Raw genomic sequence first — 21159 nt, 5'->3', positions numbered from 1 at the left:
GTTCAAATTCTTTGCACATGTTCATTATAGCACTCAATGGAGTCGGGAAACACAGCCGCGTTCCTATCGATAAGATACAGCACTGAATGAACGATGCAAGCCCTCATCGCTTCGTCTAAGTGCAGATTGGCAGCCTTACGCAGCTCAGTAATGCCTGGAAAGTCCCTACCCGGCTCAATAAGATCGGCGATGTAGATGAGCTTCTCCAAGTCGGACATGCCTGCTCTGCCCGTTGTATGATAGCGAATAGCATTCAGGACATCCTGATCCTGGACGCCAAAATCCTGCTCAGCGATGATACGTCCAGCAGCTGCATGCCAAAGTTCATGATGGAACGAAAGCAACTTTACATCTTCCCCATTATCTTCAATCAATCTTCGCATATCGGAAGGCTCCATGAACTTCGCAATATCGTGGAACAATGCTGCCTGTTCCGCTTTACATGCCGGAACACCGAAACGCTTAGCCAATTCCTTAGCCGTTTCCGTCACTCTCAGTACATGTTCAAAGCGTTTTCTTGGCAATCTTTTTTCAAGATCCATTATCAGCTCTGCGGATTCCATAAAGTTCCTCCTGTCTGATATATGTCCCGATTTTTTCTGGTACAAGAAATTGGATTGTACCGCCCGTTTGCAACCGGTTTCGGATCAGTGTTGAAGACAGGTCAATTTCAGGGATCTGAACCATCGCAATCGGATAGTGTGTTTTACCTTCAGTACCCGGCCTGCCAACCCCGACAAACTTCACAATTTTCATCAGTTCATCGATTTTATACCAGTTAGGCAGCATATCGATCATATCGCCGCCGATGATAAAGTGGAAATCCGTATCTGGCTCCTGTTCCTTTAATGCTTTTATTGTATCGAATGTATAGGAGATCCCGCCTCGGTCAACTTCAAAAGAAGATGCACTAAGTCCAGGAATCCCCGAAACTGCAAGCTCCACCATGCTCAACCGCTGATTCGGCGTTGCATCCGATGGATCCGCTTTATGCGGCGGGATTGAAGTGGGCATGAGCCTGACTTCGTCCAATTGCAATGCGTGCTTCACTTCGTTCGCCATAATCAGATGTCCAATATGTGGTGGGTTGAAAGTGCCGCCTAACAATCCAACCTTTTTCATGTTTTCCTCCTTACGGCAGAACGATCCGCTTTTTCTCCTTTGATTCTTTATAAAGCACGAGGATTTTTCCGATCACTTGAGCTACTTCAATTCCTGCTTCTTGCAGTTTTAAGGCAATCGTATTCTTATCTTCCTCACAATTTTGTAGAATACTCACTTTAATCAACTCACGTGCTTCGAGCGCCTCTTCGATTTGCTTGATGATCGGTTCCGTCAAGCCGCCTTTTCCGATTTGGAAAATCGGTTGAAGATGATGCGCTTCACTTCGTAAATAACTTTTCTGTTTACCTGTTAACATTTATTTTCCTCCAAGTTGAGTTGTAATTGATTGAATCATTTTCTTCGTATCGGGGTAGATGCCTGTCCAAAGCTCAAAGGCCAATGCCCCTTGGTGGACAAACATGCCAATCCCGTTCATCGTCTTGCCGCCAGCCTCACGAGCACAGCGGAGAAATTCGGTTTCCAGTGGATTGTAGATGATGTCAGCGACCGTCGCACCCTCAGATATACCGGATGGATCGAGCGGAAATCCACTTTGAGCAAAATTCATTCCGACAGATGTCGTTTGAACAATCAAACCGAATGTTCCGATTGCCAGTTTCGCCTCTTCCAAAGGTAGTGCTGAACTTCCCGGTAGGCTTTCTGACATTTGCCTTGCTTTCTCGACTGTACGGTTGGTTATGTTAATCGGACCGTAACCGGCCGATTCAAGCGCGAAGGAAATACCTGCAGCAGCCCCACCTGCTCCTATGATCAGCAACTCACCGACATTCGCCGGACTAGCTCCAAATTCCTCTAAGGAGCGCACAAAACCACGCCCGTCAGTATTCGTTCCGAAGAGGGTACCATCTTCAAGGACCTTCACCGTATTGACCGCGTTCATCCGTCTAGCTTCTTCGTCAATTTGATCGAGGAAAGGGATGATTGCGCTTTTATGAGGGACGGTGACATTCCAACCACTGCAGCCTAATCGTTTCAAACTAGCAACTGCATCCTCTAAATGATCCACTTCTACGTGGATCGGTATATAGGATGCGTCCATTCCATTTTCCCGAAACCATGCTTCGTGCATGAGGGGAGACTTCGATTGCGCAACCGGGTCACCGATCACTGCATACCATTTTTTCATGAAGCAGTCCTCCTTAAATTAGCGATGGACGGAGTACTACATCAACTCCACGCGGTGCATGTACCGCAACGACGACACCAGGATGCTGTATCGTGATCCAACCTAATCCCGAAATGACAAGATCCATTTTCGGTTTCTTAATTGAGAATTCATGCCTTACAAGTGGCGGCATCTTTTCAAGCGAATCGCCGCTCGGTGGGGATAGCATTTCGCCAAGATGTGTGGCATATAACGAATCGGCATTTTCAAGCTTTGTCCGATGGATCGGTAATTCATTTGAAACATGAATTGTAAATGATGAACGATCACCTGATATAAAATCGAACCTTGCAAGACCTCCGATGAATAAGGTCTGCTCCGCGTTCAATTGGAACACTTTTGGCTTCAGTTCCTTTTTCGGCGTGATCGCTTTCAAGTCCTTCGTATCAAGGTGATGGGCGATCTGATGATTGTTAATGATTCCCGGTGTATCGAAAATGGCCTTTCCATCGTCAAGCGGAATTTCAACAAGATCTAATGTCGTTCCCGGGAAATGGGAAGTGGTAATCACTTCGCCCATGCCGGTCGCATTTTTTATGATCCGGTTGATGAATGTTGATTTCCCAACATTCGTGCATCCGACAACATAGACGTCTTTCCCTTTTCTATAAGTATCAATGGCATTCAGCGCCTCTTCCATACCATGCCCTTTATATGCAGAAATGAGCAATACATCAATTGGCTTCAAGCCTAGCTTCGCTGACTCTGTCTTCATCCAATTGATCATACGGTTTCGGTTGATTGATTTAGGAAGAATGTCGGACTTATTGCCGATCAGAAGAATGTCTTTTTTACCGACAAAACGCTGCAAGCCGTTGATCCAGCTACCGTTAAAATCAAATATATCAACGACTTTGATGATCAACCCGTCTTTTTCGCCGATGCCATTCAATATAGCTAGGAAATCATCGCCTGATAAGGAAACTGGCTGTAATTCGTTGTAATTCCGCAAGCGGAAGCAGCGGCGGCAAATGACTTCCTCTTTCTCCAAAGAAGCTGCAGGTGCATACCCTTCCTTTTTCGGGTCCTCTGATTGAATTTCAATTCCACAACCTATGCATGTAAGTCGCTCCAAGCTTATTCCTCCCATTTAATCAATCCTTGTCTTTTCAGTTTCGCCATGATTCTTCTTTCGATCATTCTATTGAATTTCGTGACAAATCCGTCCGAGCTTGCGACGGGCACGACTAAAATCGTATGGAGGCCGAAACGGTTGCCACCCAAAACATCTGTCATCAGCTGATCGCCGACCATGACGGCCTCATCCTTCTTCAAGCCCATCATCGCAAGGGCTTTTTTGAAATTTTTCGCTAACGGCTTCCTGGCATCGCAAATGAATGGCGTGCCAATCGGGCCACAGAAAGATTCCACCCGGCTTTGATTATTATTCGAAAGGATTGTCACTTGGAGGCCGGCTTCCTGCATCATTCGTACCCATTCCCTAATTTCAGGCGTCGCTTCCGGACGATCCCATTCCACTAGGGTATTATCCAAGTCTGTGATAATTCCTTTAATCCCCTTTTCCTTTAAAGCTTCGGGAGAAATTTGAAAGATGTCTTTTACATATTCATCTGGCAAGAAAATTTTATACAAGTTATCCACTCCGTTATTTCACTAATAGTATTCCGATTATACCATATTGGCATCCATTGGTACGGATTGGACCAAGCCGGAAATCTGTTCGATTTCCTCGCACGTTTTACTGAATGTAAACAAGCATTCATCGCATATGCTGTCATATAACGACACAGGAGGTGGACCGATGAGCGGGTTTGTCATGGCCCTTGTCCAACTGTGGGTCGAAGTTCCTGCTATGGTCGGCTATATCAGGGGGCAGGCATTCCGTCGACCGCTTTCTAAAGCGGAAGAGGCTGATTGTTTGCAACGGCTGGCAGAAGGTGATGAAAGTGCGAGAGATGAACTCATTGAAAGGAATATGCGCCTTGTCGCTCATGTCGTAAAAAAATTCCATCCAAAACACGAACAACTTGACGACTATATTTCCATCGGTACAATCGGGCTCATGAAAGCCGTGAACAGTTTCACGCTTGATCGTAAGACGAAACTCGCGACGTATGCTGCCCGCTGTATAGAAAATGAGATACTGATGTATTTACGAACGCAAAAGAAAGTGCAGAAGGACGTATCGCTCTTCGATCCGATCGGAACGGATAAAGACGGACAGTCCCTTCAAATAGCAGATCTGTTGCAGACCGATGAGGAAGCGCCAATCGATACCGTACAGCAGAAAGAGCAAAAGGAAAGATTATACCGCCATCTTGGAAAACTGGATGGAAGAGAATTAGAAATCATTCAAAGAAGGTATGGTCTACTTGACGACCAACCAATGACTCAGAAGGAAATTGCGCAGCAGCTCAACATATCAAGAAGCTATGTCTCACGTATTGAAAAAAGAGCTATTGTCAAACTGTACCAGCTATTCAAGCACGAGTATAATGAATGAGAAGTACACAACTGCAAATGAAAAGGCGTTTCCTGACATGGGGCCACGGCCCTAAGAAAGGAAACGCCTCTTTTCACTTCATTATCTGTACTGCCTGCCTATCAGTCTGCACTAACCTCACGCGCGATAACAACCGCAATGACTGTCGTCACGAAAAACACACCTGCCATTAGATAAAACATACCTTATTACCTCCTTCACAGCAAAATGCAACCTGTTTTCATCTTACCATAGTCATTTTAAAATTTCGAGATGGCACGCATAACAATTTCCGAAGAATGTTTCGCTGCGAGAGGTAAGAATTCATCAAAACTAATCGATGATTTTATGCCTGCGATATCGGATAACGCACGGATAACGACAAATGGTGTTCCAAACTGATGGCATACTTGCGCAACTGCGGCGGCTTCCATTTCAGCTGCAATCATTGCAGGGAATTGTCCTTTTACAACTTCGACGCGCGCCGCATCACTCATGAACACATCACCGGAAGCGATTAATCCGACAGCATACTCATGCTCGCCGACCTCCTCGACCGCTTCCTTCGCAATTCGAATAAGCTTTTCATCCGCCGGGAAAGATGGAGGCATTCCTGGAACTTGTCCGATTTCATAACCAAAGGCCGTTGCATCAACATCATGATGTCTTACTTCATCAGAAATGACAATCGTACCAACTTCAAGGGATTCTTTAAAACCACCAGCTGAACCGGTGTTTAAGATCGCATCAGGCTGATATTCCTGAATAAGCACTGTCGTCGCAATCGCCGCATTCACCTTTCCAATGCCGCTTTTGACAAGTATGACATCATGTTGACCCATATTACCTTCTATGAACTCACAACCAGCAATCTCACGACTAGTTGGCGACTCAATCTTCCCTCTTAAAATTTCAACTTCTTGTTCCATTGCACCAATGACCGCAATTTTCATTACTAATCCTCCTGTTGAGTATCCTTTGCTGTTCAATAATCAAAATCCAATGTTTTTAAAACGTCCATACTAACCGGCTTCCAGCCTTCCCCATCAATCCACTCGATATAAACGCGGAATATTTTAGATCCATCCTTCGTTGTAACGATTCCAATTGAATTTTGTGGTCCGCCGCCATTTTTAACCCTCTTATAGAATAATTCATCTTCAGAGAAGCCAGTCGCGTACGCAATAGCTTTTTTCTTTTCGATATAATCTATAGAATTGGCTTCATATTGTGAAATATGCTCACCCGATTGGTCTGTGCCGATCGGTTTCCATGCTGGATTGGTGATAGTTTCCTTAATGATTTCGTCAGTGCCCGGAACGATTGTCACAATGCCAGGTTCATCATTTTCCTTAGTGCCATCCTCGCTGCCCGTAGTTCCTTCCGCTTCTTTGCTAGGTGATGAAGACTCCTCCGCATCGTCACCTTCCGCGTCATTATGTCCATCCGCTCCCTCTTCATCTTCTGAATCGGAGATGGGATCATTTTCTTCCTGTTGTGTCTCATCGTCGGATGAACCGGCTTCATCGAGCACCTTTTCTTCAGAGGCGTTCTCTTTTCCTTCATCATCATTATTCCCAGTTATGATGGAAGCACCTACAATGAGAATCAATAAGATGACAAGCCCGATCATACTATTTAATAGCCGATTGCTGCGGTTGCGCATTTTCTTGCGATTGACACGCGAGAATCTGGGTTCATTCCCTTTCATATAACCTTCCCCCTATTAGCGTTAATGTTGAATGGCCGCCCTCATTTGAAGGCGGCCATTCCAAGTCACTTGATTTCAACAATAACGACCGACATTTCTCCCCCAGGAGTTGTGATTTTCACTTCGTCGCCTTTACCCTTGCCGATCAAGCCTTTTGCAATAGGTGAATCATTGGAAATCAATCCCTCAATCGGATTCGCTTCAGCTGAGCCGACAATGGTGTAGGTCTCCTCGTCTCCGTCAGGCAGTTCCTTGAATGTAACCGTTCTACCAAGTTGGACTTCATCAGTGTTCAGTTCATCCTCTGTAATGATTACGGAGTTGCGGATCATCGATTCCAGAGAAGAGATTTTTCCTTCTACAAATGCCTGGTCTTCTTTAGCAGAATCGTACTCCGAGTTCTCCGATAGGTCACCATAGCTTCGTGCAATTTTGATGCGCTCTACAACTTCTTTGCGTTTAACAGTTTTAAGAAACTCAAGCTCTTCTTCTAATTTTTTCTTACCCGACGCAGTCATCGGATACTTTTTCTCTGATACCATTATTCAACACTCCTCATATTCCTGTTCATAAAAACACTATGCCGCTCCTGCAAGAGGTATGCGACATAGGCTCATTTATATTGAATTCTGACTTTATCATATTACAAGTTCGTTCCAAATTCAAGAATTGTTTTTATTTTCGTGACCATCAGATCGACTGCAACTTCATTATGACCGCCTTCTGGAATGATAATATCCGCATACCGTTTAGTTGGTTCAATGAATTGATTATGCATCGGACGGACGACAGAGAGGTATTGCTCAATGACTGACTCGATTGTGCGTCCCCGCTCATTAATGTCCCGCATCAGACGCCTGATGATTCGCAAATCCGCGTCCGTATCGACGAAGAGTTTAATATCCATCAAATCACGGAGCCTCTCATCCTCCAAAACGAGAATTCCTTCAAGGATGATAACATCTTTCGGTTCAATTGCTATTTTCTGTTCTGATCTTGTATGAAGCGCATAATCATAAACCGGCTTCTCGATTGTCTCCCGATCAAGCAGCTTTCCGATATGGTCTATCAACAGATCCGTATCAAATGCTAACGGATGATCGTAGTTCGTCAACAATCTTTCTTCAAATGCTAGATGGGATTGATCCTTGTAATAAAAATCCTGTTCTATGACAACAACTGAATGTTCCTTAAAAACGTCATAAATTCGATTTGTGACACTTGTCTTCCCTGATCCCGAACCACCGGCTATGCCGATGACAAGAGGCTTTCTTTTATCCATTTCTTTTCCTCCCACAAATACAGGGCTGTTGCTCAGTCCCTCTTTTTTACAGCAACCAGTATGCCGTCGCCGACCGGCAGCAATGAGGTTTCATAATTCGGATGCTTCATGACCCACGAAGTGAATTCTTTCAGATTACGGATCATCGTCCGATTCCGTTTCGGCACTTCTTCATCGGGAAGCATCACGGCACCATGCATGAACATATTATCGCAATAAATGATGCCGCCTTTTGCCACATGCTCGGAATATTTTTCAAAGAATCGTTTATATTGTCCTTTTGCAGCGTCGATGAAAAGGGCATCATATTGCAAGGGTGGAATTGATTCATCCGATAAGAGAAGGGCATCTCCTTCGATGATCGTTATCCTGTCCCCGAATCCGCTTCGTTCAATATAGTTCACAGCAGATGCATGCCTCTCCTTGTCCCGCTCAATTGTGATGACTGATGCATCCTCCAAGGCAGAAACCATCCGGATAGCAGAATAGCCTATTGCGCTTCCGATTTCAAGTATTAACTTCGGTCGTTGTATTCGAAGCAGGCCGATGAACGTTTCCATTCCGCTCCGGTCCATGATCGGAATCCGATGTTCTGCGGCGAATTCCTCCATTTCACGGAGTAACGGATTGTCTTCTTCCCGCAAGTCGGAAATGTAGGATTCAAAGTCTTTCATACATGCACTTCCAATCTTTTGGATCATTTAATCAATATATTTTGCTCGATTTGCTAAATGCTCATCATACGTCTTCGCAAAATGGTTATTCCCTTCCTTGTCGGCAAGGAAATAAAAGTACTCTGTGAAGGAAGGATCTACGACCGCTTCAATTGAAGATCTACCGGCATTTGCAATCGGACCTGGAGGTAGGCCTGTATGGACATACGTATTATACGGATTCTCGACTTTCAGATCTTCAAATAGGACTCGATCCTTATGTTTGCCTAATGCATAAAGCACCGTAGGATCCGTCTGCAATGGCATTCCTTCATCCATCCGATTGTAAAAGACGCTTGCAATCGTTTCGCGGTCTGTATTTGAAGTCGCTTCCCTTTCAAGCAGACTGGCAAAAGTGAGCAGCCAATGGACCGATTTCTCTTTGCTTTCCAAAAATGCATAATATGGTGTGATATTATCCGATGTTGCATTCAGCATTGTCGTCACAACCGTTTCCACCGATGGCTTTTCTTCATAAAATGGATACGTCGCAGGGAATAAATACCCTTCCAACGGATATCGGACATCCTCTTTCAATATTTCTTCTGTAAGGATGTTCGGATATCGTCCCATCAGGTCGGCAATTGTTTGTTCGTCATTGACATAATCCAAAAACTCTTTTTCAGGTATGCCTATCCGCTTTTGCACGGTTGCTGCAATTTGGTCCAACGTCAAACCTTCTGGAATCGTCATTGTAAATACCGGGGTCCGATACACTTTTCCGGTCTTCAAGCTCTCGATCAACTCATCTAATGTCATTGCCTTTGTCAAACCGTAGGAACCAGCCTGAAATTGTGATTCATTGTTAAATTTAGCGTAGTATTTAAAGATCTTCGCGTCTTTAACGAGTCCTTTTTCTTCTAACATTTCTGAAATAGACGTTAAGCCCGAACCAATCGGGATTTCCACTTCAATCACTTCTTCCGAGTTCGGATCGACCGGTTGAAGGGCCTCACTTATGTATTTATAGACCGCCCGACCCCCGATCAGGCCGCCGATTATCAGAACGAGCGCGACAACAAAAACGATACGCCTGACAATCTTCACTTCTTTTTTCTGTTCAATCATCTTTTCGAACATTTGATCTTTTTTTGAACCATTATCCATCCAACATCACCTCAATCCGAACAAATACTATCTAAAAAAAGTTTCATTGCAGTGAAAAGACGGAATGGCCTGCACCATTCCGTCGTCCGTGCACAATATGGATTATTCTTCGTCTTCTTCCTCTTCAAGGAATGTGTTCAACATTTCTTCGATCATGTCCCATTCTTCGTCAGTCTCGATCGGCAATAGCTCGCCGTCTTCGTTATCTTCAGATGGGATGAAAGCAGAAGCATGAATTTCCACCTCTTCATCATCGCCCACTTCGTCTTCGCCTAAAATATGATAAAGGACGTATGATTTTCCAAAATCCTCTGATTCGAATGTGAAAATCACTTCACATACATGCTCCACACCGTGCTCGTCTACGACTGTCATTGTTTCTTGTCCATGTTCCATTAAAATCACCTCATCTATTTTTTGAATCAAGATACCCTTGGAGTATCATGACTGCCGCCATCTTATCGATGACAGTCTTTCTCTTTTTCCTGCTGACATCGGCCTCGATCAACATGCGTTCTGCTGCCATCGTCGTCAACCGCTCATCCCAAAGGGTGACAGGAAAACCGAACGCCTCTTCCAACATTTCAGCGAACCTTTCGGATGCTTCCCCTCTCGGACCTACGGAGTTGTTCATGTTTTTCGGAAATCCGACTACGAAAGAGGTGATCGTATATTCAGCTACAAGCTCCTGAATTCTGGACATGCCAAATTGGCCGGCGCTTTCATCGATTTTAATCGTTTCGATGCCTTGGGCTGTCCACCCAAGTGCATCGCTGATTGCAATACCGACCGTTTTGGAACCGACATCCAATCCCATTACCCTCAATTCGGCTGACCCCCGTTTTCACGGATATAAAACTTAACCAATTCCTCGAGAATTTCATCCCTCTCCAATTTCCTTATGAGGTTACGCGCTTCATAATGGCGAGGGATATACGCCGGGTCGCCCGATAAGAGGTAACCGACAATTTGGTTGATGGGATTGTAGCCCTTATCTTCCAGTGCTTTATGCACATGGAGCATGACCTGCTTAACTTCCTGCTCCATCGATTCTTCAGGAAAGTTGAATTTCATCGTCTTGTCGTATGAATTCATAGTCGACACCCCGCTTTCCAATCGTCCGTTAGCAAATCGGATACCTTTCCCACTAACTCTATACCCGACTTATATTTCCACTTAAACGGATTTGACATAATCATACACGGAATGAAGTGCTTCATCAAGTTTAGAAGCATCCTTCGCACCTGCCATCGCCATGTCGGGACGGCCTCCGCCTTTACCGCCACAAAGAGATGCTACATGATTGACGATTTTCCCTGCATGGAAGTTCCCGTTTTTCAAATCTTCCGTTACTCCCGCTGCCAGTAGAACTTTCTCATCAACTGCAGACCCGAGCACAATTACACCTTTGCTTACTTTCTGCTTCAATTCATCAATCATTTGACGCAGGGCATTATTATCTTTCACATCGACCCTAGCCGAAAGCACTGTTACTTCGTCAATCTGCTGTGCAGTTGTGAGGATATCAGTGAGTTGACTGTTTCCGAGCTTTGCAGAGAGCGATGCGTTATCCCGTTGAAGCTCTTTCATCTCCGACAAGATGGAACTGACTTTTGTAACGACATCTTTCGGATTGGATTTCAATAATGAAGCTGCTTCCGTTACAAGCGCCTCTTCCTTTTTAAAGGAATGATATGCCTCTTGGCCCGTGACTGCTTCAATCCTTCGAGTCCCTGCCCCGATGCCGCCTTCCGATTCGATCTTAAAAATCCCGATTGTTGATGTTGCAGGCACATGGCATCCGCCGCATAATTCAATTGAGTAATCCCCGACTGAAACGACACGGACAATGTCTCCATATTTCTCACCGAATAATGCCATGGCACCCATCTCTTTTGCTTCATTAATCGGTTTCTGTTCGATCTGGACAGGAATATCAGCCCAAATCTTCGCATTAACGATTTCTTCGATTTGTTCCAGTTCTTCCTTTGTCACCTGCCCAAAATGAGAGAAGTCGAAACGGAGACGGTCAGGGCCGACATAAGAGCCAGCCTGGTTAACGTGCTCCCCAAGAACTGTTTTCAAAGCCTGATGAAGCAGATGTGTAGCTGTATGGTTTTTGATTGTCAATTTACGCGACTCCGCATCTACCTCAGCAAATACTTCCGCGTTATCAGTAATTTCACCTGAACGAACAACCGCAGTATGCAGATGCTGACCATTTGGAGCCTTTTTGACATCTTTCACATCAACGACGAATGTATCGCTCGAGACAGTTCCTATATCGGCAATCTGTCCGCCGCTTTCCGCGTAGAAAGGTGTGCGATCAAGAATGAACTGGATTTCATCGCCTTCAGAAGCATGTGCAACCAATTCGCCATTATGCAATAGGGCAGCGATTTTTGTGTCGCAGGACAGTTGATCATATCCGATGAATTCGCTTTTTACTTGAATGTTGCCAAGCACTTCCGATTGGACATGCATTGAATCTACGTCATGTCGTGCAGCTCTTGCGCGTTTCCGTTGGTTATCCATCTCATCATCGAATCCAGCGCGATCGACGGTAACCCCCGCCTCTTCCGCAAATTCCTCTGTCAGCTCAAATGGAAAGCCGTACGTATCGTACAGTTTGAATGCATCTGCGCCAGTTACGACCGGATTTCCAGCTGCCTTCGCTTTATCGATGACGCCATTCAAAATCGCCATTCCTTCATTTAGTGTTTCATGGAAACGCTCTTCCTCATTTTTAACGACCTTCATGATAAATTCTTCTTTATCTTTGACTTGCGGGTAGAAGTCTTGCATCACTTCCCCGACGACAGGGACGAGTTCATACATGAATGGCTTATTGATGCCCAATTGTTTTGCGAAGCGCACAGCGCGACGTAATAGCCTTCTGAGGACGTATCCTCTTCCTTCATTGGACGGCAATGCTCCATCGCCGATTGCGAACGCAACTGTCCGGATATGGTCCGCAATTACTTTATACGCCGTGTCCTTCACATCATCTTTTCCGTACGCTTCGCCGGACACTTTTTCCACGGAATGGATGATTGGCATGAACAAATCCGTGTCAAAGTTCGTAGGCACTTCCTGGATGACAGAAGCCATCCGCTCAAGCCCCATCCCTGTATCGATGTTTTTCTTTGGAAGCGGCGTATACGTATGGTCCGGATTATGGTTGAACTCGGAGAATACTAAGTTCCAAATCTCCAGGTATCGGTCGTTTTCGCCGCCTGGATATAGTTCCGGATCTGAAAAATCATCGCCGAATGACGGACCGCGGTCGTAGAAGATTTCTGAGTTCGGACCGCTTGGACCTTCCCCTATATCCCAGAAGTTACCTTCCAATCGGATGATGCGCTCTTCCGGAATGCCGATTTTGTCACGCCAAATTGCGTATGCTTCATCATCTTCCGGGTGTACAGTAACAGACAGCAACTCCGGGTTGAAGCCGATCCAGTTCTCATTCGTCAGAAAATCCCATGCGCGGATGATCGCTTCTTCTTTGAAGTAATCGCCGATTGAGAAGTTCCCGAGCATTTCGAAGAATGTATGGTGGCGTGCAGTTCTCCCTACGTTTTCGATGTCATTCGTACGAATGGACTTTTGTGCGTTGACGATTCGTGGATTTGTCGGGACGACACGTCCGTCAAAGTATTTTTTCAGTGTTGCGACACCACTGTTGATCCAAAGAAGTGAAGGATCGTCGATTGGCACTAGAGGTGCTGATGGCTCTTCGCTATGGCCGTGCTCTTTGAAGTAATCAAGAAACATTTTTCTAATTTCAGATGCTGTTAATTTTTTCATTGTTATTCCTCCTTATGGTCAAGTTGCCGTATTTCTGTGTACTTTGCTGAAATTAAGGCATCCAGCAATACCCTGCTCGCAACGCTACGCTTGTGCTCGCAAACGCCGTTCTTCGTAACGGCGTTCGCAGGAGTCGCCGGCTTCCGCTTCAATCCAAAATAAAGAACTCGCCAATCCAATAAATAAATAAATAAGGTGAAAATAAAAAAATCCCCGCCCCTGTACAAGGGACGAAGATTTTTCGTGGTACCACCCTAATTTACCGGCGGAAAGCCGGTATCTCAAGAAGCCATAACGCGGCTAACGGCAAGTGTTAGTTGCTCTCAGGAGTAGCTTTCCGTCAAACGGCCATGGGAATCCTTGCAGCCTTGGGATTCCTTTCTGAACATGGTAGTCAGCGTACTTTCTCCGTCATCGAATTTCATATGATACTTTGGATTATAGGGAATTGATGCTACTATGTCAATCCATGACTTCAGAAAAGTCATAAGGTGTGACGCCTTGCATCCCGATCATCGGGTCGATTCCAAGGATTGTCTCCATCGTGAGCCTATACTCTTTCTGGCTTTCAGGCATCCTGTCAGTGGATTCAATCGGTTCGTCTTGTTGGTTCCTATTTAGTGGGGCTTCCACGGTTTCTTCCTGGTTTTCGATAGTGGATTCCTTCCGCAAGCGGTCTTTCAATGTCGTCTGCCGTTCAAGTTCATCTGTCCGGTTAATGCCAATTTTGAATTCTTCCGGCTCTCCGCAAAGTATCAGGAAGTTTTTAGCTCTCGTAATTCCCGTATATAAAAGATTTCTCCGAAGCATTTTCCTGTATCCTCGGACAATCGGCATGACAACAATCGGAAATTCACTTCCTTGCGACTTATGGATGGAGCAGCAGTAGGCGAGCGTAATTTGATTCAAGTCGTTGCGCTCATATTCAACTTCGATGCCGTCATAGGAAACAATCAACATTTCCTTTTTATCGACGGTTTCTTTCGCCTTGATAATGGAGATAACTTCACCCATATCTCCGTTGAATACATTGCTTTCGGGCTGATTGACAAGTTGCAGCACTTTGTCGCCGATTCGATAGACGACATCCCCAAAGGCGACTTCTTTCCGATCGGGTCCCGGCGGATTGACCATATGCTGGATCATCTTATTCAATCCATCGATCCCGGCAGGCCCTTTATACATAGGAGCCAACACTTGGATGTTTTTAATATGATGGCCTTTCGAAACGGCGTTTTTTACGACTTGTTCTACGACCTCTAGTATCTGGTCCCCACTTGCCTTGATAAAAGACCGATCCGTCGTTTTTCGAGTGACGTCATCAGTCCATTTCGCATTTTTGATCATATGGGCCATCTCAATGATTGTCGACCCTGCACTTTGGCGATAAATTTCGGTCAACTCTACGACTGGAATTTTTCCGGAATCAAGCATGTCCTTTAACACTTGACCGGGACCAACAGGCGGAAGTTGGTCTTGGTCTCCGACGAATAGGACTTGGATTTCATCATGTAATGCTTTCAAGAGCTGATGGGCAAGCCATGTGTCGACCATAGACATTTCATCGATGATGATGAGCCGCCCTTCCACTTCCCTGCCGACCGCATCATCCTTTTCCTGTCCGTTGAAGCCAAGAAGCCTGTGGATGGTCATTGCCGGCAGCCCTGTCGATTCGGACATCCTTTTTGCCGCCCGCCCTGTCGGAGCTGCTAAAACGATTGGGAAGGTCTCTTCTTTTTCAACATAGTATTTTGGGTCGAGTGAAAGGCCATGGAGCTCGGCATAAACTTCTACCAAACCTCGGATGACAGTCGTTTTTCCTGTTCCGGGTCCTCCAGTCAAAATCATGGCAGGTGAATGGAGCGCTTTCTCGATGGCAGCCACTTGGGTTTCTGCATAGTTGACGCCGAGTCTTTCTTCCGCTTCACCGATCGCCTTGCGGATTTCCGAAACCGGGAATTTTTCGGAAAGATCATTTTCCATGATCCGTTCCATTTTAGAGGCGATGCCGATTTCCGAAAAATATAGTGAAGGTATATACAACTTTCTGCCTTCACCGCACAGCTTACTTTCCTCAACCAATTCCATGACGCATTTGGAAATGTGGTCGAATGGCACTTCTTCCGTTTGGCTTGATTCTAACAGCCGCTTAACTTCGGGCAAAACAGACTCTGCCTCTAAATAGACATGTCCAGCCGACTGAACTCCTTGGTTCATCGTGTGGAGAATCGCAGCTTTCACCCGGGAAGGATGTTTTCCGGTAATCCCTAGATGTCTTCCCAATTCATCCGCGCGTTGGAATCCAACTCCCTCGACGTCTTCGATCAGCCTGTACGGATTCTCTTTCAATAATTCGATGACTTCTTCACGATAGGTCTGGTAGATCCGCATCGAAAGCTGAGGACCGAATCCCCATTCATTCAATTGCACCATACTTCGTTCCAATCCAAGATTTTCCTGAAGTACTGTGACAAGGGTCTCCTTCCTATCTTCCGAAAGCTTTGGAACCCGATCAAGCACTGACGGGTTCTCCAAAATCTGTTTGATGGCGTCCTTGCCCAACGTTTTTACGATGGTGTCGGCAGTTTTCCTTCCGATTCCAGGAAATAGATCACCGGATAAGTAATGTACGATTCCTGTTTCTGTCTCAGGCAATTCTTTCGTAAACGTATGGACATCGAACTGCTTTCCGTATGTTGCATGATTGACGAGCCTTCCCGTCAGTCTGTAGTCATCTTCATTCGCCAATGGAGGGAAATTCCCCTTAATGACAATTTCCTTATCCTCATAGCCGCTATTCGTTTTAGTTATTTTCATTTTCACGATGGAAAAGAGATTATCAGGATTGTGGAAAATAGTGACGACTGGCCGTCCAACGATGAACACCGCTTCATTATTCCCTTTCCCTTCAGTCATACAGATCACCGCCTTGCGTATCCGCCCGTATTGGAAATTAACCTAATTTAATCATGTCGTAAATATAACGCGCTTGCGTATGTTCCGGTTCGATCGTGAACGCTTTTTCCAGATGGTAAAGCGCATCATCCTTCCGATCCGTCGAGACTGCATACAGCACACCTAAATTATAGTGGGCATCTGCATTCTCTTCATCTTTTTTCAAGACGAGCGACAATTCTTTCCCCGCCTCTTCAAAGAGTTCCATTTCAGCCAACAGAATCCCGAATGCAAGACGGATCTCAAGATCATCCGGCGCCAACTCTGCAGCTCTTTGGAAATACGGCAATGCGAGCTTGGATTTGTCCGATTGTTTCAAGCTCTTCCCAAGCATGAAATAGGCATCGGCTTCATTCAGGCCGGCACGGATTGCCTTTTCATAAACAATCGCCGCCTCTTCGAACCGCTCGTTGGAATAATAGAGATTGCCTAAGCCATAAAGTGCTGAACCTGCATTTCCGTCCAGGCTGATTGCTCTCTGGAAGAAGCGTTCAGCCCTTTCAGTGTCACCAGCAGAGGCGAAGACATTCCCGAGGTTGATGTAGCCGACCGGGTTGTCCGGCTCTTCCTCCGCTGCTTTCATGAAGGCTTCGATAGCCTTTTCGTACTCCCCTTCTTGAAGGGCTTTTATACCAATTTCATTGTATTCCATAGCGTTTCCTCTCATCCTACGTAATCTAGTTGCACTCCGTCTTTCACTACTTTATCAATTGTCCCACCGCCAAGGCATTCTTCTCCGTCATAAAAGACGACTGCCTGACCCGGGGTGATTGCCCGGACGGGTTCCGCGAATGTGACGTTTGCATTTCCATCACCCGTCAACTCAACCGTAACTTTCGTATCCGGTTGACGATAGCGGAATTTTGCTGTGCATTCAAATGTGGTCGGCAATTCGCGGGCAGTTGCGAAGCTTATATTAATAGCAGTCAAGCTGTCGGAATAAAGGGCGTCATGATGGAAGCCTTGTCCGACGAGCAATGTGTTCTCTTTTAGGTCTTTACCGATAACGAACCATGGATCGCCTGCACCGCCGATCCCTAACCCATGGCGTTGGCCGATCGTGTAATACATCAGTCCATCATGTTTTCCGACAGTCTGGCCATCCATCGTTTTCATATCTCCTGGCTGTGCGGGCAAATATTGTCCAAGGAATTCCTTGAAATTCCTTTCACCGATGAAACAAATGCCAGTCGAATCCTTTTTCTTCGCGGTAGCCAGCCCTGCACGCTCGGCAATTTGACGCACTTCCGACTTATCAAGACCACCGATTGGGAACATGACCTTTTGCAGCTGCTCCTGTGACAGCTGATTGAGGAAATAAGTCTGGTCTTTGTTTTCATCTTTCCCTCTGAGCATTGCGACGCCTTCAGCTGTTTCGACGACTTGTGCATAATGCCCTGTCGCAAGGAAATCCGCGCCGAGGCTCATAGCATGATCAAGGAACGCATTGAATTTAATTTCCTTATTGCACATAACATCCGGATTTGGAGTTCTTCCGGCTTTATATTCCTCGAGGAAGTAGGTGAAGACTTTATCCCAATATTGCTGTTCAAAGTTGACAGCATAATAAGGAATTCCAATCTCATTACATACGCTGATGACGTCCTCGTAATCTTCAGTTGCTGTGCAAACGCCGAATTCATCGGTGTCGTCCCAGTTTTTCATGAAAATTCCAATGACATCGTATCCTTGCTCCTTCAAGAGAAGAGCAGCGACAGATGAGTCGACTCCTCCCGACATTCCAATGACAACCCGGGTTTCGGATATTGGTTTATTTGCAGTTCTCATAAATATTCATCCTTTATCATTTCATTTCACGAGTCGTTTGATGATTTGCGCTGTTTTCGTCGCAGCTTCACGTACCATCTGTTCGTCGAGTCCAAGACCGAAACTGAAGCGTACCGAGTTCCGAAGTTTCGGGGATTCGCTTCCCCACATCGCAGATAATACATGCGATGGCTCAAGAGATCCCGCTGTACACGCAGAACCGCTCGATACAGCGATACCCGCCATATCCATGTTCACGAGCAATGATTCAATTTCGGTTCCAGGGAAGCTAATGTTCACTACATGCGGCAACCGATCGACTACATCCGCATTGACTTCGAAGTCAATTCCTTCTTGATGAAAAACTTCCGTCAAAATCGTTGTGAATCGATCGTACTTGCGATGATTTTCTTCCATTTCATTTCTAGCTATTTTTATAGCTTCTGCAAAGCCTGCGATGGCAGGGATATTTTCAGTTCCTGCTCGCCTTTTCCGCTCCTGTTCCCCACCAAATTGTAGCGGCGTAGTTTGAAGGCCTTTCCGTTGATAGAGGAAGCCGACTCCTTTTGGCCCATTCAATTTATGGGCCGAAGCGCTGAGCAGATCGACTAGCAGTTCATTCACGTCCAAGTCCATAATGCCAAATGCTTGAACTGCATCTGTATGGAAGACAGCTTGATGGTCCTTCAATATTTCGCCGATCTCCTTGATAGGTTGGATCGTTCCGACTTCATTGTTGCCATACATGACCGTTACGAGAACAGTTTGATCGGTAAGTGCTTCAGCAACTTGTTCGGCGCTTATCTTACCATCTTCATCAACTGGTAAATAAGTGACATCAAATCCGTTATTCTCCAATTCCTTGCAAGAGTTTAAAACGGCATGGTGCTCAATAGCAGTCGTAATAATGTGATTTCCTTTATCCTTCATTGCAGCGGCAGTTCCGAAAATGGCGATATTATCGGCTTCTGTTCCTCCTGATGTAAAAATGATTTCATTTGGTTCGGCGCTGATCGCCTCCGCTATTGCTTTGCGCGAATCATCCAGCAATTTCCGGGAAGTCCGTCCAAAGCTATGGATGCTTGAAGGATTGCCAAAAACCCTATCCATCGCTTTTACATAAACCGCACTCACTGCCGGATGGATCGGTGTCGTGGCGGCATGGTCCAAATATATCGTTTGCATAATATGACTCCTTTAATGAATGGCTTTAAATGTAAAACATATATCCATCTAGATCAGCGGATTCGTCCGATTCCACCAGATCCTTGATTGTCGTTGTATCCAAAACTTCACGAATGGCGTCGCCGATACGGTTCCATAAAGACTGCTGAGGAACTTTGTCGCCATCTATTCCCTCTACGACCTGGATAGGTCCTTCAAGTAATCTGATCACGTCCCCCGCGGTAATTTCGCCAGGTGGCTTTGCAAGTTTATAGCCTCCGTATGCTCCGCGGACACTTTTTACGATTCCGCTATTACGCAACGCAGGGATAAGCTGCTCCAAATACGCTTCCGACAAATTTTGTTCTTCCGCGATTTTGCGTAATGGCAATGGCCCCTCCCCATACTTCTTTCCAAGTTCCACAACTACTGTCAGCCCATATCGGCCTTTCGTTGAAATCCTCATATATAACCAACGTCCTTTTCTCGTCCATTTCACACCGTATTATTTCATCAATGCACTTCAAAATAGTATAGCATAAACTGCACTCTCGCTTCCTTCAAATGACTTCTGCCTTTGCGTTGTGTATAATAGTGGAACGGATGTACGGGGAGTGATTTGATTGCAAAATGAACCACTAGCATTTCGAATGAGACCAAGAAATATAGATGAGGTTGCCGGACAGCGACATATTATCGGCAAAGATACTGTGCTTTATCGGATGATTAACAGAGGACATGTCCCTTCCATGCTGCTATACGGGGAGCCGGGGATTGGAAAGACTTCGATGGCCTATGCGATCGCCGGTACAAGCGATTTGCCATTCATCGCATTAAACGCGACAGTTTCAGGAAAGAAGGACGTTGAGGAAGTCGTTGCAGAAGCCCGGATCACGGGAAAGGTCATCTTATTCCTTGATGAAATTCATCGTTTCAATAAATTACAGCAAGATACACTATTGCCTCATGTTGAAAAAGGCTCAATTGTGCTGATCGGCGCAACGACGGAAAACCCTTTCCACGACGTGAATCCCGCAATTCGGTCGAGATGTGGGGAAATTCTTCAATTGAACCGACTCGAGCCCAATGACCTGGTTGAATTGATTGAACGCGCCTTGCATGACGAAGAACGCGGCCTTGGAAAAATGACTATCGAGATGAACGACGACCAAATTCGGAAAATCGCCGAAGGGGTTAATGGTGATGCACGGAAAGCGCTCACGTTACTGGAATCCATCATTTCAGCAAGTGACGAGGAAAAGGGCAAGATCGTTGTTGAAGATTGGTTGATCGACAATTTGATCGGAAGGATCGGACTTGTCGGTGATAAGAAAGGGTCGCATCATTACAATCTACTATCTGCTTTGCAGAAGTCTGTGCGTGGCAGCGATGTGAATGCAGCTATCTTCTATTTGGCGAATCTTCTTGAGACAGGCGATTTGATTGCGGTATCACGCCGACTGCTCGTCATGGCATATGAGGACATTGGATTGGCGGCACCCGAAATTGGTCCCCATGTACTCGCCGCTACGGAGGCAGCTGTTCGTCTCGGCATGCCGGAAGCACGCATTCCGCTAGCGAACGCCGTTATTGAAATGTGCCTCGCTTCCAAATCGAATTCGGCTTATAAGGCAGTTGATGCTGCTGTAAAAGCGATTAACGAAGGAAAAACAGGTGATATCCCTCTCCACTTGCGGGACACTCATTATGCGGGTGCGGCTGAGCTTGGACATGAAGGATACCGTTACCCTCACGACACTCCGGTTGGCACATTCGGCGGCTGGGTGAATCAGCAATATTTGCCGGAAAAAATTAAACAAGCGGAATACTATGAGCCGGTGATTGCCGGTGAAGAGAAGAGGCTTGCGGGCATTTATGAACGATTGAAGGAATTTAAGAGAAATAAATAGACTAGCC

General features: G+C 45.7%; 23 protein-coding genes and 1 other annotated feature. Of the genes, 2 read left to right on the top strand and 21 right to left on the bottom strand.

All coding sequences use genetic code 11. The annotated features are described in order from the left end of the window. Positions 1-2 precede the first annotated feature (2 nt). From yqeK to M3152_RS06355, 6 genes are read right to left on the bottom strand one after another with little or no spacing between them, the layout of a single operon-like run. Positions 3-563 (bottom strand): bis(5'-nucleosyl)-tetraphosphatase (symmetrical) YqeK, encoded by a 561-nt coding sequence (yqeK, locus tag M3152_RS06380; RefSeq protein ID WP_251694347.1) that lies wholly within the window; start codon positions 561-563, stop codon positions 3-5. Beyond that, positions 532-1122 (bottom strand): nicotinate-nucleotide adenylyltransferase, encoded by a 591-nt coding sequence (locus M3152_RS06375; RefSeq protein ID WP_251694346.1) that lies wholly within the window; start codon positions 1120-1122, stop codon positions 532-534. The genes yqeK and M3152_RS06375 overlap by 32 nt, the downstream gene beginning before the upstream one ends. Positions 1123-1132: 10 nt before the next feature. Beyond that, positions 1133-1420 (bottom strand): ribosome assembly RNA-binding protein YhbY, encoded by a 288-nt coding sequence (gene yhbY / locus M3152_RS06370; protein WP_251694345.1) that lies wholly within the window; start codon positions 1418-1420, stop codon positions 1133-1135. Beyond that, positions 1421-2251 (bottom strand): shikimate dehydrogenase, encoded by an 831-nt coding sequence (gene aroE / locus M3152_RS06365; RefSeq protein ID WP_251694344.1) that lies wholly within the window; start codon positions 2249-2251, stop codon positions 1421-1423. Between the two features lie 13 nt (positions 2252-2264). After that, positions 2265-3380, bottom strand: coding sequence for a ribosome biogenesis GTPase YqeH (yqeH, locus tag M3152_RS06360; RefSeq protein ID WP_251694343.1), 1116 nt, complete (start codon positions 3378-3380; stop codon positions 2265-2267). Beyond that, positions 3368-3883 (bottom strand): YqeG family HAD IIIA-type phosphatase, encoded by a 516-nt coding sequence (locus tag M3152_RS06355; RefSeq protein WP_251694342.1) that lies wholly within the window; start codon positions 3881-3883, stop codon positions 3368-3370. Before M3152_RS06355 ends, yqeH begins: the two co-directional genes overlap by 13 nt. 169 nt (positions 3884-4052) lie before the next feature. Here M3152_RS06355 and sigK point away from each other — a divergent pair, with 169 nt between their 5' ends. Next, positions 4053-4754 carry an RNA polymerase sporulation sigma factor SigK gene (gene sigK / locus M3152_RS06350; RefSeq protein ID WP_251694341.1) on the top strand — a complete coding sequence of 234 codons (702 nt, stop codon included), beginning with the start codon at positions 4053-4055 and terminating at the stop codon, positions 4752-4754. Positions 4755-4993: 239 nt separating this feature from the next. Here the strand turns inward: sigK and mtnN are convergent, their stop codons facing one another. From mtnN to cymR, 15 genes are all read right to left on the bottom strand, one after another. Beyond that, on the bottom strand, positions 4994-5686 hold the full coding sequence (gene mtnN / locus M3152_RS06345; protein WP_251694340.1) for a 5'-methylthioadenosine/S-adenosylhomocysteine nucleosidase: 693 nt from the start codon (positions 5684-5686) through the stop codon (positions 4994-4996). A gap of 32 nt (positions 5687-5718) precedes the next feature. Beyond that, on the bottom strand, positions 5719-6444 hold the full coding sequence (locus M3152_RS06340) for a YrrS family protein (RefSeq protein WP_251694339.1): 726 nt from the start codon (positions 6442-6444) through the stop codon (positions 5719-5721). Between the two features lie 65 nt (positions 6445-6509). Beyond that, on the bottom strand, positions 6510-6986 hold the full coding sequence (gene greA, locus M3152_RS06335) for a transcription elongation factor GreA (protein ID WP_251694338.1): 477 nt from the start codon (positions 6984-6986) through the stop codon (positions 6510-6512). A gap of 101 nt (positions 6987-7087) precedes the next feature. Beyond that, complete coding sequence (gene udk, locus M3152_RS06330) at positions 7088-7726, bottom strand: uridine kinase (protein WP_251694337.1); 639 nt, start codon at positions 7724-7726, stop codon at positions 7088-7090. Between the two features lie 32 nt (positions 7727-7758). Next, complete coding sequence (locus M3152_RS06325; RefSeq protein ID WP_251694336.1) at positions 7759-8400, bottom strand: O-methyltransferase; 642 nt, start codon at positions 8398-8400, stop codon at positions 7759-7761. A 27-nt stretch (positions 8401-8427) separates the two neighbouring features. Beyond that, entirely contained in the window at positions 8428-9546 is a 1119-nt protein-coding gene (gene mltG, locus M3152_RS06320; RefSeq protein WP_251694335.1) for an endolytic transglycosylase MltG, read from the bottom strand. A gap of 102 nt (positions 9547-9648) precedes the next feature. Next, positions 9649-9942, bottom strand: coding sequence for a DUF1292 domain-containing protein (locus M3152_RS06315; RefSeq protein ID WP_251694334.1), 294 nt, complete (start codon positions 9940-9942; stop codon positions 9649-9651). Positions 9943-9952: 10 nt separating this feature from the next. Beyond that, positions 9953-10372: a Holliday junction resolvase RuvX gene (gene ruvX / locus M3152_RS06310; RefSeq protein WP_251694333.1), complete on the bottom strand. Its 420-nt coding sequence runs from the start codon at positions 10370-10372 to the stop codon at positions 9953-9955. After that, on the bottom strand, positions 10369-10641 hold the full coding sequence (locus M3152_RS06305) for an IreB family regulatory phosphoprotein (protein ID WP_251694332.1): 273 nt from the start codon (positions 10639-10641) through the stop codon (positions 10369-10371). Before M3152_RS06305 ends, ruvX begins: the two co-directional genes overlap by 4 nt. Positions 10642-10722: 81 nt before the next feature. Then, a complete protein-coding gene (alaS, locus tag M3152_RS06300; protein ID WP_251694331.1) occupies positions 10723-13356 on the bottom strand; it encodes an alanine--tRNA ligase in 2634 nt (877 codons plus the stop codon). A gap of 223 nt (positions 13357-13579) precedes the next feature. Beyond that, positions 13580-13780 (bottom strand) — a binding site (T-box leader). A 38-nt stretch (positions 13781-13818) separates the two neighbouring features. Beyond that, positions 13819-16272 carry an SF1B family DNA helicase RecD2 gene (gene recD2 / locus M3152_RS06295; protein WP_251694330.1) on the bottom strand — a complete coding sequence of 818 codons (2454 nt, stop codon included), beginning with the start codon at positions 16270-16272 and terminating at the stop codon, positions 13819-13821. Between the two features lie 37 nt (positions 16273-16309). After that, complete coding sequence (locus tag M3152_RS06290) at positions 16310-16963, bottom strand: tetratricopeptide repeat protein (RefSeq protein WP_251694329.1); 654 nt, start codon at positions 16961-16963, stop codon at positions 16310-16312. 11 nt (positions 16964-16974) lie between these two features. Further along, complete coding sequence (gene mnmA / locus M3152_RS06285) at positions 16975-18099, bottom strand: tRNA 2-thiouridine(34) synthase MnmA (RefSeq protein ID WP_251694328.1); 1125 nt, start codon at positions 18097-18099, stop codon at positions 16975-16977. 21 nt (positions 18100-18120) lie between these two features. After that, the gene (locus M3152_RS06280) at positions 18121-19263 is read right to left on the bottom strand and encodes a cysteine desulfurase family protein (protein WP_251694327.1); all 1143 of its coding nucleotides are present in this window, start codon (positions 19261-19263) and stop codon (positions 18121-18123) included. 25 nt (positions 19264-19288) lie between these two features. Beyond that, positions 19289-19708, bottom strand: a complete 420-nt coding sequence (gene cymR / locus M3152_RS06275) for a cysteine metabolism transcriptional regulator CymR (RefSeq protein WP_251694326.1) — start codon at positions 19706-19708, stop codon at positions 19289-19291. Between the two features lie 157 nt (positions 19709-19865). Here cymR and M3152_RS06270 point away from each other — a divergent pair, with 157 nt between their 5' ends. Next, the gene (locus M3152_RS06270) at positions 19866-21152 is read left to right on the top strand and encodes a replication-associated recombination protein A (RefSeq protein WP_251694325.1); all 1287 of its coding nucleotides are present in this window, start codon (positions 19866-19868) and stop codon (positions 21150-21152) included. Positions 21153-21159 lie beyond the last annotated feature (7 nt).

Origin of the sequence: Sporosarcina luteola (genome assembly GCF_023715245.1) — a bacterium.
Lineage (GTDB): Bacteria > Bacillota > Bacilli > Bacillales_A > Planococcaceae > Sporosarcina > Sporosarcina luteola_C.
This window is presented reverse-complemented; position numbering and strand designations above follow the sequence as displayed.

Coding starts and splice junctions, on each gene's coding strand:
- yqeK (WP_251694347.1), bottom strand. CDS start 563: ATGGAATCCGCAGAGCTGATAATGGATCTTGAAAAAAGATTGCCAAGA.
- yhbY (WP_251694345.1), bottom strand. CDS start 1,420: ATGTTAACAGGTAAACAGAAAAGTTATTTACGAAGTGAAGCGCATCAT.
- mtnN (WP_251694340.1), bottom strand. CDS start 5,686: ATGAAAATTGCGGTCATTGGTGCAATGGAACAAGAAGTTGAAATTTTA.
- yqeH (WP_251694343.1), bottom strand. CDS start 3,380: ATGGGAGGAATAAGCTTGGAGCGACTTACATGCATAGGTTGTGGAATT.
- M3152_RS06315 (WP_251694334.1), bottom strand. CDS start 9,942: ATGGAACATGGACAAGAAACAATGACAGTCGTAGACGAGCACGGTGTG.
- sigK (WP_251694341.1), top strand. CDS start 4,053: ATGAGCGGGTTTGTCATGGCCCTTGTCCAACTGTGGGTCGAAGTTCCT.
- greA (WP_251694338.1), bottom strand. CDS start 6,986: ATGGTATCAGAGAAAAAGTATCCGATGACTGCGTCGGGTAAGAAAAAA.
- M3152_RS06305 (WP_251694332.1), bottom strand. CDS start 10,641: ATGAATTCATACGACAAGACGATGAAATTCAACTTTCCTGAAGAATCG.
- M3152_RS06375 (WP_251694346.1), bottom strand. CDS start 1,122: ATGAAAAAGGTTGGATTGTTAGGCGGCACTTTCAACCCACCACATATT.
- M3152_RS06280 (WP_251694327.1), bottom strand. CDS start 19,263: ATGCAAACGATATATTTGGACCATGCCGCCACGACACCGATCCATCCG.
- udk (WP_251694337.1), bottom strand. CDS start 7,726: ATGGATAAAAGAAAGCCTCTTGTCATCGGCATAGCCGGTGGTTCGGGA.
- aroE (WP_251694344.1), bottom strand. CDS start 2,251: ATGAAAAAATGGTATGCAGTGATCGGTGACCCGGTTGCGCAATCGAAG.
- M3152_RS06290 (WP_251694329.1), bottom strand. CDS start 16,963: ATGGAATACAATGAAATTGGTATAAAAGCCCTTCAAGAAGGGGAGTAC.
- mnmA (WP_251694328.1), bottom strand. CDS start 18,099: ATGAGAACTGCAAATAAACCAATATCCGAAACCCGGGTTGTCATTGGA.
- alaS (WP_251694331.1), bottom strand. CDS start 13,356: ATGAAAAAATTAACAGCATCTGAAATTAGAAAAATGTTTCTTGATTAC.
- cymR (WP_251694326.1), bottom strand. CDS start 19,708: ATGAGGATTTCAACGAAAGGCCGATATGGGCTGACAGTAGTTGTGGAA.
- recD2 (WP_251694330.1), bottom strand. CDS start 16,272: ATGACTGAAGGGAAAGGGAATAATGAAGCGGTGTTCATCGTTGGACGG.
- M3152_RS06340 (WP_251694339.1), bottom strand. CDS start 6,444: ATGAAAGGGAATGAACCCAGATTCTCGCGTGTCAATCGCAAGAAAATG.
- M3152_RS06325 (WP_251694336.1), bottom strand. CDS start 8,400: ATGAAAGACTTTGAATCCTACATTTCCGACTTGCGGGAAGAAGACAAT.
- mltG (WP_251694335.1), bottom strand. CDS start 9,546: ATGGATAATGGTTCAAAAAAAGATCAAATGTTCGAAAAGATGATTGAA.